At 72.2% G+C, this 14,893-nt stretch carries 15 protein-coding genes; 4 read left to right on the forward strand and 11 right to left on the reverse strand.

Features of this window, described 5'->3' with window-relative positions; all coding sequences use genetic code 11:
• Nucleotides 1–32: 32 nt before the first annotated feature.
• Nucleotides 33–374: a hypothetical protein gene (locus M3Q35_RS30035; RefSeq protein WP_273935924.1), complete on the forward strand. Its 342-nt coding sequence runs from the start codon at nt 33–35 to the stop codon at nt 372–374.
• Between the two features lie 38 nt (nt 375–412).
• On the opposite strand, the gene M3Q35_RS30040 is transcribed toward M3Q35_RS30035, so the two are convergent.
• Entirely contained in the window at nt 413–955 is a 543-nt protein-coding gene (locus M3Q35_RS30040) for an EF-hand domain-containing protein (RefSeq protein WP_273935925.1), read from the reverse strand.
• Nucleotides 956–1,030: 75 nt separating this feature from the next.
• On the opposite strand from M3Q35_RS30040, the gene M3Q35_RS30045 reads away from it, so the two are divergent.
• The gene (locus tag M3Q35_RS30045; RefSeq protein WP_273935926.1) at nt 1,031–1,576 is read left to right on the forward strand and encodes an HD domain-containing protein; all 546 of its coding nucleotides are present in this window, start codon (nt 1,031–1,033) and stop codon (nt 1,574–1,576) included.
• Here M3Q35_RS30045 and M3Q35_RS30050 read toward each other — a convergent pair.
• The 3 genes from M3Q35_RS30050 to M3Q35_RS30060 are packed head-to-tail and all read right to left on the reverse strand — an operon-like array spanning nt 1,573 to nt 4,004.
• Nucleotides 1,573–1,737 carry a hypothetical protein gene (locus tag M3Q35_RS30050; protein ID WP_273935927.1) on the reverse strand — a complete coding sequence of 55 codons (165 nt, stop codon included), beginning with the start codon at nt 1,735–1,737 and terminating at the stop codon, nt 1,573–1,575. The genes M3Q35_RS30045 and M3Q35_RS30050 overlap by 4 nt on opposite strands.
• Nucleotides 1,738–3,312 (reverse strand): DNA polymerase Y family protein, encoded by a 1,575-nt coding sequence (locus tag M3Q35_RS30055; RefSeq protein WP_273935928.1) that lies wholly within the window; start codon nt 3,310–3,312, stop codon nt 1,738–1,740.
• Nucleotides 3,309–4,004: a hypothetical protein gene (locus M3Q35_RS30060; protein ID WP_273935929.1), complete on the reverse strand. Its 696-nt coding sequence runs from the start codon at nt 4,002–4,004 to the stop codon at nt 3,309–3,311. The genes M3Q35_RS30055 and M3Q35_RS30060 overlap by 4 nt, the downstream gene beginning before the upstream one ends.
• A gap of 264 nt (nt 4,005–4,268) precedes the next feature.
• On the opposite strand from M3Q35_RS30060, the gene M3Q35_RS30065 reads away from it, so the two are divergent.
• Nucleotides 4,269–4,460 (forward strand): hypothetical protein, encoded by a 192-nt coding sequence (locus tag M3Q35_RS30065; protein ID WP_273935930.1) that lies wholly within the window; start codon nt 4,269–4,271, stop codon nt 4,458–4,460.
• A 54-nt stretch (nt 4,461–4,514) separates the two neighbouring features.
• Here the strand turns inward: M3Q35_RS30065 and purH are convergent, their stop codons facing one another.
• The 7 genes from purH to M3Q35_RS30100 form a co-directional block, all read right to left on the reverse strand.
• Nucleotides 4,515–6,089 carry a bifunctional phosphoribosylaminoimidazolecarboxamide formyltransferase/IMP cyclohydrolase gene (gene purH, locus M3Q35_RS30070; protein WP_273935931.1) on the reverse strand — a complete coding sequence of 525 codons (1,575 nt, stop codon included), beginning with the start codon at nt 6,087–6,089 and terminating at the stop codon, nt 4,515–4,517.
• A complete protein-coding gene (gene purN, locus M3Q35_RS30075; RefSeq protein ID WP_273935932.1) occupies nt 6,086–6,673 on the reverse strand; it encodes a phosphoribosylglycinamide formyltransferase in 588 nt (195 codons plus the stop codon). The genes purH and purN overlap by 4 nt, the downstream gene beginning before the upstream one ends.
• Nucleotides 6,674–6,780: 107 nt before the next feature.
• Nucleotides 6,781–8,415 (reverse strand): cell division protein PerM, encoded by a 1,635-nt coding sequence (locus M3Q35_RS30080; protein ID WP_273935933.1) that lies wholly within the window; start codon nt 8,413–8,415, stop codon nt 6,781–6,783.
• 228 nt (nt 8,416–8,643) lie between these two features.
• Nucleotides 8,644–9,405 carry a DUF5336 domain-containing protein gene (locus M3Q35_RS30085; protein ID WP_273935934.1) on the reverse strand — a complete coding sequence of 254 codons (762 nt, stop codon included), beginning with the start codon at nt 9,403–9,405 and terminating at the stop codon, nt 8,644–8,646.
• 269 nt (nt 9,406–9,674) lie between these two features.
• Nucleotides 9,675–10,562 carry a succinate--CoA ligase subunit alpha gene (gene sucD / locus M3Q35_RS30090; protein ID WP_273935935.1) on the reverse strand — a complete coding sequence of 296 codons (888 nt, stop codon included), beginning with the start codon at nt 10,560–10,562 and terminating at the stop codon, nt 9,675–9,677.
• Between the two features lie 3 nt (nt 10,563–10,565).
• A complete protein-coding gene (gene sucC, locus M3Q35_RS30095; RefSeq protein ID WP_273935936.1) occupies nt 10,566–11,735 on the reverse strand; it encodes an ADP-forming succinate--CoA ligase subunit beta in 1,170 nt (389 codons plus the stop codon).
• 338 nt (nt 11,736–12,073) lie between these two features.
• A complete protein-coding gene (locus tag M3Q35_RS30100) occupies nt 12,074–13,795 on the reverse strand; it encodes a hypothetical protein (RefSeq protein WP_273935937.1) in 1,722 nt (573 codons plus the stop codon).
• Nucleotides 13,796–13,905: 110 nt separating this feature from the next.
• Between M3Q35_RS30100 and M3Q35_RS30105 the strand changes: the two genes are divergently transcribed.
• Nucleotides 13,906–14,805: an esterase/lipase family protein gene (locus M3Q35_RS30105; RefSeq protein WP_273935938.1), complete on the forward strand. Its 900-nt coding sequence runs from the start codon at nt 13,906–13,908 to the stop codon at nt 14,803–14,805.
• Nucleotides 14,806–14,893: the final 88 nt, after the last annotated feature.

Raw genomic sequence — 14,893 nt, forward strand, 5'->3', positions numbered from 1 at the left:
ATTTTCCCGTCCAGTACTGGGAAAATGGGTCGGTGGAACGAGCGAACGACCCCCTGCCGATCACCGTGGCCACGGAGGACGGCGCCGCGCTGTCCGGTCTCACCGAGCCCGAGCTGCGCGCCCTGATGGCGCGGCTCGGCGGCGCCGGCGACCGGTTCGCGGTGGCGGAGCGGGAACCCGGCGTGTACCTGCAGACCTGGCGCGAGGCGGACAGCCCGTTCCTGATCGAGCGGCGGGACGGCGAGGACCTGTGGACCGAGCTGGACGAACCCGCTGACGTGACGGAACTCTTCGTGGCCTGGGCCACCGGCGCGGCCTGGCCGCGGGACTACGGCTGGCAGTCGGCCGCGGTGCCCGAAGGGGCGGAGTCGTAGGCCGTCAAGCAAAACCCGCTATCCACTGTGGACCCTGATCAGTGCGCGGCGACCCACCCGAACACCAGGCTGCCGGCCGCGCCCTGGTCGTCACCGGCCCAGAACTCGGTCCACAGCACCACGAACTCCTCACGGGACAGGTGACCGTCACCGTTGCCGTCGAGGATCGGGAAGATGTGGTCGGTGTCGGTGGTCCGCCCGGTCCAGGCCTCGATCGCCTGCCGGTACTCGGCCGCCGAGATCTCCCCGTCGCCGTTCTCGTCGACCGCGTCGAACATCGCGTCGGCCGTGGCGCCGACGGTCTCCGGCCGCCCGGGCAGCTCGTCCACCACGAGCAGCACCTCGTCCAGCGAGACCTTGCCGTCCCGGTTGCGGTCCGACGCGGCCAGCAGCGCCTGCCACCAGCCCATCATGACCCCGGTCAGCTTCTCGTGCCCCTCGGTGCCCGGCGCCCAGCCACGGATCGCGGTCCAGCGGTCGGTCAGGGCCCGGAAGTCCCCTTCGGTCAGGAATCCGTCTCCGTCGACGTCCATGGCGTTGAAGACGCCGGCGACCTTGCGGCGTTGGAAGTCGCTCGACATGGGATCCAGGCTGGCATTCGCGGTCGCCCCGAACAATCGCCCGATTGTGGCGAGTGGACGGTTATCTTCGAGGGTGTGCTGTCGCGTGCCCTGACCGAGTCCAGCCTCCGCCCACTGCCGGCCGGCGCCGCGGAACTACTGCGCGAACTCGACGCCCCGCCCCGACTGGCGGCCCATCTCCGCGCCGTGCACGATGTCGCGGCCCAACTCGTCGACTGGTTCGACGGCCGGCTGGAGCTCGACGCCGACGCCGTGCTCTTCGGCGCCGCCACCCACGACATCGGCAAGGTCATCCACCGCGACGAGCTGTCCGGCCCCGGCCACCGCCACGAGCCGGCCGGCCGTGATCTCCTGCTCTCCCACGGCATTCCGGCTCAGCTGGCCCGCTTCGCGGCCAATCACGCCTCGTGGGCCGCGCCCGACATCACCGCCGAGGACCTGGTGGTCAGCCTGGCCGACAAGATCTGGAAGGCCAAACGCGTCCCCGACCTGGAGGAGCTCGTCGTCGCCCGGCTGCCCGGCGAACCGTGGCAGGCGTTCCTCGAGCTGGACGACGAACTCACCCGCATCGCCGCGACGGCCGACCACCGGCTGGCCTTCCAGTCGGCGTTCCCGGTCTAGAGATCCCACTCGGTCGAACGGCGCGGGGCGGGGATCAGCTGCGCGAACTCCTGGGCCGACCACGGCGGCAGGGCGGGTTGGCGGGTGGGCCACGCGGGCTCGGTGAACCACGGGTCGCGCTGCGCGTCCCAGGAGGTGGTCTCCCACTGGTCGTCGCTCATCTAGTCGTACACCCCTTCCACCGCCCACGCCCGGCCCTCGCGGACCAGCAGCAGCGCGGTCTGTTCGACTCCGTCCAGCAGCACCTGGAGCCGGGCCCGGCGACGGACACCGCCCCGCTCCCACCAGCCCTCCTCAACGGCCCACGGCCCGGCCCACGCCACCACGGGCCGCGCCGGCCCGCCGGCAACGGACACGGCGGCCGGCCGGCCGGTGAGGCGGTGCCGCCCGCTGACGCCGACCGGGGCCGCCGAGGCGTCGAGCACCTCGGCGGCCACCGGGTCGGCCGGCACGGTCGCCGGGGACGGCGACGGCAGCCGGCCCGGCCACGGTGCATCCGGATCGGCGCCGGGCAGGCGTTCCTCGCCCCACGGCACGTACCGGACCCGGTCCGATGGCCCGCGTCCGCCACCGAGCACACCGGTGACAACGCCATCGGGACCGAGCAGCCCCTGCACCCTGACCAAGGCCCGGCTGGCCCGCTCGGCCCCGGTTCCCGGATCCTCCCTGCCCCCGTGCCACAGCCCCAGCTGCAGCGCGGTGGCGTCGACCACCTCGACGGGGTCGAGCCACAACTTGGTGATGCCGGCGCTGGGCCGGCTGCCGGGCGCCGCGCGCAGCCAGCCGTCGAGCTGCCAGCGCACCCGGTCGGCGATGCCGGTGGGGGTGAGCGGCTCGGCGCAACGCCACACCCGCCCCAGCTCCTCACCGTTGTCCGTGCTCGCGTGGACGCCGAGCCGAGTGCAGGCCAGCCCCCGAGCCGCGAGTTTCTCGTGCAGCTGCTCCGCCAGCGCGCGCCCGGCGAACGCAGCAGCGTCCACGCGGTCTAGCGGCGGGTCGGGTGAATGCGTTACCGAAAGCTCCGGTGGCGTTCGTCTCCTGGCCGGCGGCCGTTCCTCCAGGCCACGGGCCAGCCGGTGGGTGGCAACCGCGTCCGCGCCGAAGCGGGAGGCCACGTCGCGCTCGCTCAACGCCGCGTACGCCCCGAGGGTGCGCAGGCCCAGCCGGCGCAGCAGGTCGACGAAGTCGGCACGGTCGGGGCCGCCGGGCGGGCTGAGCTCCATGGCGCTCAACGGGGCCAGGAACTCCGCACTGCCGCCGGCCGGCACGATCTGCCCGCGCCGGGCCGCCAGCGTCGCCGCGAACAGGCCGTCGGCCACGCCGACCTGACACTCCAGGTCGCACTCGGCCGCCACCTGGTCGATCAGCCGCTCGGCCACCGTCTCCTCGGAGCCGTAGTAGCGGGCCGGGCCGCGCACCGGCAGCGCCACGATGCCCGGGCGCACCACCTCGATGCCCGTGGCCAGCTTCTCCACCGCCGCCGCCACCGGCTCGAACATCCGGGCGTCACGGGCCGGGTCTTCCTCGAACACCGCCAACTCCGGGCACCGCCCCTGCGCACTGCGCTTGCGATCGCCGCGCCGGATGCCCTCCCCGCGGGCCACCGCCGAGCAGGCGATGACCCGGTTGTTGGCCAGTACCGCCGCCGGCCGGTGCGAGGGCAGGCCGGCCGACTTGGCCGCCGCCAACACCGGCCAGTCCGGGCACCAGAGCACCAGCGTGCGCACGGCCGTCACGAGACCACCTGCCGTAGCCGCGGTTTGCCGACGGCCGGCGCGTCAGGCACCGGCCGAAGCGTGGGCGTGGGCAGGGAGATCGCGCCGCCGGGAAAGGTGAGCCGCACCTGATTGCCACGGGCGGCGGCGCCGCGACCGTGGGAGCGGACGATGAGTTCACGGTTGCGCAGGAAGCCGTGGCCGTCGGCAAGGCCGGACCAGCGGTCTACGCCGTTGAGTTCGAGGTCAGCCCCGGGCCAGGCGCCGACGGGGATGAGCACGGAGCCACGGTGGCGGGCCCGGGCGGAGAGCCTGCGGGCTTCGGCCGGGCGGGGCTGCTTGGCCACGGCGACAAGATCGACGCCGTCGAGCAGGGCGGCGGTCACCGAGACGAGTTCGGCGCCGGGGGCGGGCACGAGGGCCAGGCGGTGCACGACCACGCCCAGCTCGTCGGCGGCCACCAGGCCGAGATCGGGCATGCCGACCACGGCGGCCCAGGAGCCTTCGGCCGTGGCGGCGGCCAGCAGCGCGAACAACAGCGTGGTGGACCCGCGCACCACCACGGTGCTCCCGCGCCGCAGGCCGCCCCACGGCAACAGGCCGGCCAGTCCGTCCAGGACCGGCAGCGCCTTCTCCACCGGCGCCTGGGTCAGCTCGTTGGCTGCGCTCACCCCGTTGAGCGTGGTCAACGACGCCGTTGCCGACCCGGACACCAGCCACCTCCTCGCCCACTGTCACGGCCGCGTGCGCACCCCTGCACCTGCGGCCCGCCGTGGGGAAGACGGCGGTTTCGGAGCTGGCCGGACCCCGATCCGGACCACCTCCTGATTCGAACTCACGTTCGAACCGATGAGCTAAGTCAACACCACCGCGGCCGGGCCGTCAAGCGGCGGGGACACGCCTATGGGGTGATCATCCACTCACCCTTGAGTGACCTGGAGCACACTGATTGCAGGACATCCGAGTGGGAGGTCGTGATGGCAATGGAGCCCACACCGACGACGACGAGGAACACCTGGAACGACACGCTGGCGGGCTACCGCCGGCACGCCGCCGAGGTGCTCACCACGCACCAGTGCACGGACGCCAGCTGCGCGGTCTGCGGCCAGCAATGGCCCTGCACGGCCGCCTGCGCGGCGGAGTTCGTGCTGGAGCTCCGAGACATGTGAAGGGACCCTTCCTGACGTTGGACGTCAGGAAGGGTCCCTTCCAAGCACCATGCCTCAGTGCGCGAAGTGGCGCGTGCCCGTGAGGTAGAGGGAGATGCCGGCGGCTTCGGCGGCGGCGATGACCTCGGCGTCACGGACGGAGCCGCCGGGCTGGACGACGGCCTTCACACCGGCGTCGAGCAGCACCTGGAGGCCGTCCGGGAACGGGAAGAAGGCATCGGACGCGGCCACGGAGCCCTTGGCGCGGTCACCGGCCCGGGCGACGGCCAGGCGGGCGGCGTCGACGCGGTTGACCTGGCCCATGCCGGCACCGACGGTGGCACCGGCGTGGGCGAGCAGGATGGCGTTGGACTTCACGGCCCGGCACGCCCGCCACGCGAAGTGCAGGTCGGCCAGCACGTCCTCGGCCACGGCGGGACCGGTGGCCAGGGTCCACTTGGCCGGGTCGTCGCCGTCCGCCTCGATGGTGTCGACGGTCTGCATGAGCAGCCCGCCGGACACGGCCCGGAACTCGGCGCCGCCGCGCACCGGCGGCTGAGCGACCAGAATCCGGACATTCTTCTTGCGGGCCAACACGTCCACCGCACCGTCCGCATAGGACGGCGCGACGATGACCTCGGTGAAGATCTCCGCGACCTGCTCGGCCATCTCCACGGTGACCTCGCGGTTGGCCGCGATCACGCCGCCGAAGGCGCTGACCGGGTCGCAGGCGTGGGCCTTGCGGTGGGCGTCGGCGATGTCCTCGGCCACGGCGATGCCACACGGGTTGGCGTGCTTGATGATCGCCACGCACGCGGCGGTGTGGTCATGGGCGGCGCGCCACGCGGCGTCGGCGTCCACGTAGTTGTTGTACGACATCTCCTTGCCGTGCAACTGCTCCGCCGTGGCCAGCCCGCCCCGCCCGTGGCTGGAGACGTACAGCGCGGCCTTCTGGTGCGGGTTCTCGCCGTACCGCAGCACGTTGGACCGGTCCCAGGTGGCGCCGACCCAGCCCGGGAAGCCCGAGCCTTCATCGTCGGGGGCGAGCACGCTGCCCATCCAGGACGCCACGGCGACGTCGTAGGAGGCGGTGTGCCGGTACGCGGCGGCGGCCAGCCGCTGCCGGTCGGCCAGCGTGAAGCCGCCGGCCTTGACGTTGTCCAGCACCCACTCGTAGCGGGCAGGGTCGACCACGACGGCGACGCTGGGGTGGTTCTTGGCCGCGGCCCGCACCATGGCCGGCCCGCCGATGTCGATCTGCTCGACGCACTCGTCCGGGCTCGCGCCGGAGGCCACGGTCTGGGTGAACGGGTACAGGTTCACCACGAGCAGGTCGAACGCGGCGATGCCGAGCTCGTCGAGCTGCCGCAGGTGGTCCGGCTTGCGGGTGTCGGCCAGCAGGCCGGCGTGCACGCTCGGGTGCAGCGTCTTGACCCGGCCCTCCAGCGACTCGGGGAAACCGGTCACCTGCTCGACCGGCACCACCGGCACGCCCGCGTCGGCGATCGCCTTGGCGGTGCCGCCGGTGGACACGATCTCCACCCCGGCCTCGTGCAACCCGGTGGCCAGCTCCAGCAGTCCGGCCTTGTCCGAAACGCCGATCAGCGCGCGGCGCACGGGACGGCGCTGCGCGGTTCCTGCCTCGGTCACGGGATGCTCACCTTTCGTCCGTCAAGGGTCCAGCCCTCACGGGCCAGTCGGGCGACCACGTCGACCAGCAGTCGCCGCTCCACCTTCTTGATGCGTTCGTGCAACGTGGCCTCGTCGTCGCCGGGTTCGACCGGCACGGCCTCCTGGGCCACCACCGGCCCGGTGTCCACGCCGTTGTCCACCAGGAACACCGTGCAGCCGGTGACCCGCACGCCGTAGGCCAGCGCGTCGCGCACGGCGTGCGCGCCGGGGAAGGCCGGGGACAGGGCCGGGTGCGAGTTGATGATGCGGTCGCCGAAGCGGCCCATGAACTCCTCGCCGAACAGCTTCATGAAGCCGGCGGTCACCAGCAGGTCCGGCTTCAGCGTGCCGACCAGGTCGGCCACCGCCCGGTCCCAGGTCGGCCGGTCCGGGAAGTCGCGCAGTTTCAGGACATGCGTGGGCACGCCGGCACGCTCGGCGCGGGCCAGCCCCTCGATGCCGACCCGGTCGGCGACGACGGCCACGATGTCCGCCGGGTAGTCGTCGGTCGCGGCGGCGTCCAGCAGGGCCTGCAACAGGGTGCCGGAACCGGAGACGAACACGACGACGCGGGCGCGATGCAGAGTGCTCAGGGTCTTCTCCTGGCGAGCCGGGTCACGGTCGAGGCCAGCGTAAGTGGTCGGGTTCGCGGGCTCACGCCCAGGTCCGGCTACTTGTGGTCGGGCTGCGCCGTCGAGTGATCCTCATCGCCGTCGGCCTCGTCGCTCTTGTTCCCGGCCGCGTCCTCGGCGGCCAGCTCGGCGTCGGCCTCGGCCTCCAGCTCGGCCACGATGTCGTCCTCGAACTCGGTCTCCTCGAGGTCCTCGTCGAGCTCCTCGTAGTCCTCGTCATCGGCCAGGTCCTCGTCGTCGACCTCGCCGGGGTCGTACTCGTAGCTCTCGGCCTCGTCGTCGAGGTCGTCGTCGTAGTCGTCTTCGACGTCGTCGAGTTCGTCGGCTTCGAGTTCCTCGTCGGCGACCGCGTCTTCCGAATCGGTTTCGGGTTCGGTGTCGGCGCCGGTCTCGGTGCTGGCCTCGGGATCGGTCTCAGGTTCGGTCTCAGGTTCCGGCACGAGTTCTGGCTCGGGTTGCTGGCTCGGTGAGCCGGTCACGGGTACCGGACGCACATTCCGCGCCGGTTTCGGGCCCGCGAGCATGGCCACCAGCCCGGCCGGGATCAGCACCCAGCCCAACGCCACCGCGCCGACCAGGCCGGCCGGCACCGTGACCGGGCTGAACGCACCGCCGCCGAGCCGTCCGCCGGTCAGCGCCGCCAGCAGGAACGCCGTCGCACCGACCACAGCCGCCGCGACGGCGACACCGCGCAGCCGGCCCAGTGGGCGTGGCGCGATCCGGCGGCAGGCCCAGCCCAGGAACACTCCCACCACCAGCGGCGCGATCATCAGGCCGAGCAGCATGCGGCTCTGGTGCTCGGGGACCGCGGCGAACAGCGGCACCGCCGGCGTCTTGGTGATGGTCAGGTGCAGCGGCGTCACCGAGAACGTGCCCATGGTGAAGCCCGGGCCCATGGCAAAGGCCAGTGCGCCCACGATCGCGTTGGGCAGGTACGCCACCGTCAGCAGGAACATGCCGAACTCGCTGCCCAGCTCGGAGCCGGTCTGCTCGAACACGGCCGTCGCCGTCGTCCAGTGCGTGACCAGGCCGAAGGCCAGCACCAGCGCACCGGCCGCGGACATCGCCGCCACGCCGATCGCCCCGGCCCGCAGGCCGCGCACCACCACCGGGTCCACACGCGACAGTGCCGCGTCCAGCAGGCAGCAGCGCCGCACCACGCCGATCGTCGCCGCCAGCGCCGACACCGCGCCGCAGCCGAAGAACGCCGCCGGCGGGCTCACCGTCAGCGGTCCGCCGCGCAGCACCAGCGCGATCGTCATGCCCACGATGGCGTGCGCACCGGCGATCGGGAACACCACCAGCCGCGCCTGCGACGGCTCGTGCAGGTGCAGCCGCCCCGCCGCGCGTGACGCCGAGCGGGCGACAAGCAGCATCAGCAGCGCCGTCGGCAGCAGCGGCAGCACCGCGAACGAGTGCGTGCCCAGTCCCAGCGGCACGTGGTGCGCCGCCAGCCAGCCCGGGATCGCCGCGAGCAGCACGCCGGACACCGTGAGCTGGATGTTGGACGCCGTGGCCACCACCACCGCGAGCACCGTCGCGACCACCGCGTAGCCGCCGACGATCGGGGCGAACGCCGCGTAGGCCAGCACGCGCACCCGCGCCTGACGGGACCGCGCCGGACGCCGTGCGGGCGTCACGGGCCGGCGTTGCGTGGACTGAAGAACCGGCACGGTCACACTGTGGCAGACCTGCTGAGCAGCCCCCGCGACCGCCACGCAGTATCTTTGGCGCCGCCTCCGGCGTCGCGGCTCGGCGCTGTGCTTATGCCGGCGGGGCCGAGCGGGGGGCCTGGATGCAGTGAAGGGGCCCTTCCTGACGTTCAACGTCAGGAAGGGCCCCTTCCAAGCGTGGGGGTCAGCCCTGCGGCGGAGCCGCGAACAGCGGGTGGGCGGTGGGAGTTAACTCTGCGGCGGGGCGGTGAAGCCGCTGGGCGGCGTGCCCGGCTGCTGCTGACCTGGCTGGCCGGGCTGCTGGGGCGGGGCCGGCTGGCTGAACTGGCCGGGGTGGGACATGAACTGGGTCGGCTGCGGGGCCGGGGCCTGCTGCTGCGGCGCGCCGAACTGGCCGCCGGGCTGCTGAGGCTGCTGCTGGCCCGGCTGCTGCTGGGGCTGCGGCACGACCTGGGTGGCCTGGCCGAAGCCGGGCTGGGCGAACGGACCGCCGGGCTGACCGGGCTGGGGCTGCGGGAAGCCGCCGGTCTGCGGGCTCCACTGCCCGGGCTGCGGCTGCTGGAACGGCTTGGGCGCGGGGGCGGTGATGATGCCGGCCTCGACCAGGTAGCCGCCGACGGCCGCGGCGGCGGTCAGCACGCCGAGGATGAGCAACAGGTACGCGCCGAACGCCGTGAGGCTGGCGGTGAACACGGTGAACAGCAGCGGCAGCGTGACCGCCACGGCGACGAGGCCGGGCAGGATGCCGGGCTTGGCCGGCTTGCCGGGCAGCAGCACCTGGGCCGACAGGCCACCGGCGAGCAGGTAGAGCGCGGGGATCCAGCCGTAGCCGATCGCGTAGGCGGACGCCGCCGGGGCGAACGAGAAGAAGCCGGCCACCAGGACAAGCACGGACAGTCCCGCGGCGGCCATGTGCAGGAGCTTGTCCAGCTCCTGGGTCGCCGCCGGCCTGGCCGGGGTCGGTGCCGGACCACCGGATGGGAAGGTCATGGTTGTGCTCTCCTCGGGTCTGGACAGCGCGTCGGTGAAAACGCTATCGGATTCACTCGGTAGGACGTACGCCACCCACCGTGGGTTCTCCAGGACGGCTGAGAACACACTGTGGAAAAAGGCCCCGGGAACAGCGGGGGGCTGAGCCGGGCGCACCGGGAAACCCGCGAACGGACGGGAGTGCCCCGAACACGGTCGGCTCAAACCAGGAAACGCGCAAAAAAACGGGGCGGCCCGCACGAAGCGGACCGCCCCACGAAACCAAGGCCTCAGAGCGCGGCGATGATGTCCCGCATCAGCTGGGCGGTCTCGGACGGCGTCTTGCCGACCTTGACGCCGGCGGCCTCGAGGGCCTCCTTCTTGGCCGCCGCGGTGCCGGCCGAGCCGGACACGATCGCGCCGGCGTGGCCCATGGTCTTGCCCTCGGGCGCGGTGAAGCCGGCCACGTAGCCGACGACCGGCTTGGTGACGTTGGCCTTGATGTAGGCCGCGGCTCGCTCCTCGGCGTCGCCGCCGATCTCGCCGATCATCACGATCGCCGCGGTCTCGGGGTCGTTCTGGAACGCCTCGAGCGCGTCGATGTGGGTGGTGCCGATGACCGGGTCGCCGCCGATGCCGATGGCGCTGGAGAAGCCGAACTCCCGCAGCTCGTACATCATCTGGTAGGTCAGGGTGCCGGACTTGGACACCAGACCGATCTTGCCGGGGCCGGCGATGTCGGCCGGGATGATGCCGGCGTTGGACTTGCCGGGGCTGATGATGCCGGGGCAGTTCGGGCCGATGATCCGGGTCTTGTTGCCGGTGGCCACGGCGTGCGCCCAGAACACGGCGGTGTCGTGCACCGGGATGCCCTCGGTGATCACGACGGCCAGGCCGATCTGCGCGTCGATGGCCTCGATCACGGCGGCCTTGGTGAAGGCCGGCGGCACGAAGACCACGGTGACGTCGGCGCCGGTGGCCTCGATGGCCTCGGCGACCGTGCCGAAGACCGGCACGACCTGGCCGTCGAAGTCAACCTTCTCGCCGGCCTTGCGCGGGTTCACGCCGCCGACGATGTTGGTGCCCGAGGCCAGCATGCGCCTGGTGTGCTTCATGCCCTCGGAGCCGGTCATGCCCTGGACGATGACCTTGCTGTCCGCGGTGAGGAAGATAGCCATCGGTCACACCCCCGCAGCCGCGAGCTCGGCGGCCTTGTCAGCCGCGTTGTCCATCGTGTCCACCACGGTCACCAGCGGGTGGTTCGCCTCGGCGAGGATGCGGCGACCCTCGTCGACGTTGTTGCCGTCCAGCCGGACGACCAGCGGCTTGCTGGCCTCGTCGCCGAGGATCTCCAGCGCCTTGACGATGCCGTTGGCCACCGCGTCGCACGCGGTGATGCCGCCGAACACGTTCACGAAGACCGACCGCACGTCCGGGTCGCCCAGGATGATCTCCAGGCCGTTGGCCATCACCTCGGCCGAGGCGCCGCCGCCGATGTCCAGGAAGTTGGCCGGCTTGACGCCCTTGTGCTTCTCGCCCGCGTAGGCGACGACGTCCAGCGTGGACATGACCAGGCCGGCGCCGTTGCCGATGATGCCGACCTGCCCGTCCAGCTTCACGTAGTTGAGGTGCTTGGCCTTGGCCTTGGCCTCCAGCGGGTCCTCGGCCTCGTGGTCGACCAGCTCGGCGTGGGTGCCGTGGCGGAAGCCCGCGTTCTCGTCCAGCGTGACCTTGCCGTCGAGCGCGACGATCTTGCCCTCGGGGTCGCGGACCAGCGGGTTGACCTCGACGAGGGTGGCGTCCTCGCTGACGAAGGTCTCCCACAGCTTCACCAGCACGTCGGCCACCTGGTCGGCGACCTCGGCCGGGAACTTGCCGGCGGCGACGATCTCGTCGGCCTTGGCCTTGTCCACGCCCTTGATGGCGTCGACCGGGATCTTGGCCAGGGCCTCGGGGCGCTCGACGGCCAGCTGCTCGATCTCCATGCCGCCCTCGGCCGAGGCCATCGCCAGGAAGGTGCGGTTGGCCCGGTCGAGCAGGAAGGAGACGTAGTACTCCTCGGCGATGTCCGAGGCGGGCGTCACCAGCACCTTGCGGGTGATGTGGCCCTTGATGTCGAGGCCGAGAATGGCCTCGGCCTTGGCCTGCGCGTCGTCGGCGTTGTCGGCCAGCTTGACGCCGCCGGCCTTGCCGCGGCCGCCGGTCTTGACCTGCGCCTTGACGACGACGGTCTGGCCGAGCTGCTCCGCGATGGCGCGGGCTTCAGCGGGGGTGGCGGCCACGGAGCCCGGCAGCACCGGTACTCCGTGGGCGGCGAAGAGGTCCTTCGCCTGGTACTCGTACAGGTCCACTCGGGTCTCCTGCGACGTCGGTGTCGGACGTGGCCGCGCGCTAGGTCAATGGGGCTGGTAACACCCGAGAAAACCACTGGACAACGGCCTCGCCCGACCCTATCGGCCTGCGGAACCAGCCGCGCACGCGGGAGCGGTGAGGTCGCTTACAGCCACCGTGAGGTCAGTCACTGTGCTTGTTGCCGCGCGTTCCGCGCGGGGCTCGGCCGCTCTGATCCGGTGCCTTCGCTTGCCGGATTTAGCCCGCCGCATCGGCTCGGGCGGCGGGCGCGTCAGGTGGCGGCGGGCGAAATCCGCCAACCACTCCAGGCACCGGCGCGGCCTCGCGACTCCCGTGTTCAGCCTGTCGAATCGCCCTTTTTGGACAGCGCCAGGACGCCGCCGGCCACCAGAACCACGGCGCAGGCCACGGCCAGCCAGGTGCCGAGCGACGGGACCGAACCGACGACGCGGCCGCCGGTGAAGACGAACTCCAGGGCCCGCACGACAGCCACGAGGGCCGCACCGAACAGCAGGGCAGCGCCGCGAACCGGCCGGGAGCGGGCCGCCAGCGCGGCGGCGACGATCACGGCGAGCAGGGCGACGACCGAGCCGACCGAGGCGATACGGAACGTCCACAGGCCGGCGGACTCGTAGTCGGGACCGGTGACGGCCGGGAAGCCGAAGGCCCCGACGGCCAACAGCGCCGCCAGGCCGGCGACCCAGCCGAGCACGGGCCGGGCCGCCAGCTCGGACAGGTCGACGTCCTCACGCTCCAGGGCGCCGGCCAGCGTCGCGATGACCACGGCGACCAGGGCCAGCAACACGGCCAGCGCGCCGAACCACACGCCGGCACCGGGAGTGGCCTTGCTGGTGATCACGCCGGTCGCCGACAACACGGCGTCGAAGCCGCTGGCCACGGCCAGCGGGATGCCGGCGCAGGCGACCGTGAACGCCGGCCGCACCAGGGCGGCCCAAGCCGGGACCAGCAGACCGATGGCCAGCAGACCGACCAGGATGCTGGCCGGCGTAAGCAGCCTGATCGCGTAGTTCTCGGGAACCGCGGCCCCGTCGGGCAGGGACAGCAGCGGCAGCGCCACGGCGATCAGCCCGGCCACGGCCGCGACCAGGCCCACGATGCCGGCCCCGAGGTGCAGGTTGCCCCGACCGGGCAGGTCGATGTCCCGGTCGAGGGACTGCTCGCGCCGCCCGACCGAGACGAAGGCGAACGGCACCAGCAGCGCGATGCCGGCCAGGGCCAGCCATGGCCCGATGGTCGGATGCAGCTCGTCGACGACGTAACCGGCCACGGCCGGCGGCAGTGCGACGGCCAGCGCCGCCAGCCCGATGCCGGCGATGCCACCGCGGACGGTGTCGGCGTCGCCGGAGGTCGTCGCGACGGCGGCGGCCACGGGCATCACCAAAGCCACCAGCAGACCGCCGACCAGGGCCAGCACCGGCGAGTCGAACACGCCGTCGGCCGGCAGCAACGGGTTGCTGGACGAGAAGGGGGCCATCACCAGGCCGACGGCGATCAGCAGGCCGAGGCCGGCGGCGCCGACGACGAGACCGCGGCGCGGCTCCTCGTCCTCCGACCGACCGCGGTCACGAGCGAGCACGCCGGCCACGACCATGGCGGCAAAACCGAGGATGAGCAGCCACAACCCGATGCCCGGACCGGGCGGGACCGTGCCGTCCACGGCGACCAGGTCCGGCCGCGATACTCGGCTGGCGTCCACGGCCAGCTGCACGTCGGCGATCGCCCGCCCTGCGGACACCGCGGCGAACACCACCAGCAGCGCACTCGCACCGGCCGGCCGACGGCTGCCGACGAAGATCAACGCGCCGATCGGCGGCAGCAGGGCCAGCAGCGCGGCCAGCGGCCACGACACATAGCCCGCCGGGGCGTCGACCACGCCGATGACCAGGCCCGCGACCTGGAGGACGGCCCCGACGGAGGCGACTCCGACGGCCGGTGCCAGGCCTCGATCCAGCGGTTCGAACTCGGGTTCGGGCTCACCCGCCCGAGCGGCCCGCCGATCGGCGAGACGTGGGTGTGGGGACCTCGGCCGCTCACTCACGGGGGCGACCCTACAACGGAGGGGCGCAAGGGCACGGTGTAGCGATGAGATGACTAATCGTGAACTGATACGTATCGCAAAAGTTGCACAGTTAATTTACCGTCACACGTATGGGTAACGGCGTGCTCGGTCGACTGGCCAGCACCCTGCGGGGTGTTGCCGTCGAATCGGCATGGCTGGCCGCGCACGCCGCACTCTACCCCTGGGGTGCGATGGCGGAACGCCTCCACCCGGACGGACCCTACGTCCACTACCGGACCGACGCACTGTCGCCGGCGGCCCGCGGTCTGCTGGTTTCGGCCATGGACGCGGCGGGCACCCCGATCCTGCTGCTGCACGGCATCGGCGACAACCGGTCCGTGTTCGCGGTGCTGGGAGCCGCGCTGCGCCGACGGGGTTTCGGGGTGGTGCACGCGGTGAACTACAGCGTGCTGACCGCCGTGACCGGGGACGTGCGGACGGCCGCGTCGATGTTCGGGGAGCAGGTCGAACAGATCTGCGAGCTGACCGGGTCGGACCGGGTGCACGTGGTGGGGCACTCGCTCGGCGGGCTGATCGCGCGCTACTACGTGCAGCGCCGCGGCGGCGACGAGCGCGTCGACACGCTGGTCATGCTCGGCACGCCGCATCGGGGCACGGTGGCGGCGTACCTGCTGCCGACCGGGCTGGCCAAGCAGCTGCGGCCGGGGTCGCAGCTGATCGAGGAGTTGGACGAGCCGGCGCCCGGCTGCCGGACCAAGTTCGTGTCGGTGTGGACGCCGGCCGACCAGATCGTGCTGCCGCAATCAAATGCCCGGCTGACCCACCCGGACCTCGACATCGAGGAACACTGCTTGCGTGATGTCGGTCACTGGGCACTGCCGGTGGACTCCCGCGCATCGCGCCTTGTCGCCGACTGCCTCGTTCGCGGGCACGACCTGCCGTCCGAACGGGCTACCAGCCAGTACGACCCGCTGCGCACATCTCCGATCACGCACGGTCATAGCGCCTCGTCCGAGCTGTCCAGCTGAAACCCGTTCGAGGGAGGCCCCCTACCAGGGCTTGCCCCTAGGGGATCGACTTCGTTACCTTCTCGCGGTCCGTTGTCACGGTCTGATC

Source organism: Kutzneria chonburiensis (assembly GCF_028622115.1).
Taxonomy (GTDB): Bacteria; Actinomycetota; Actinomycetes; order Mycobacteriales; family Pseudonocardiaceae; genus Kutzneria; species Kutzneria chonburiensis.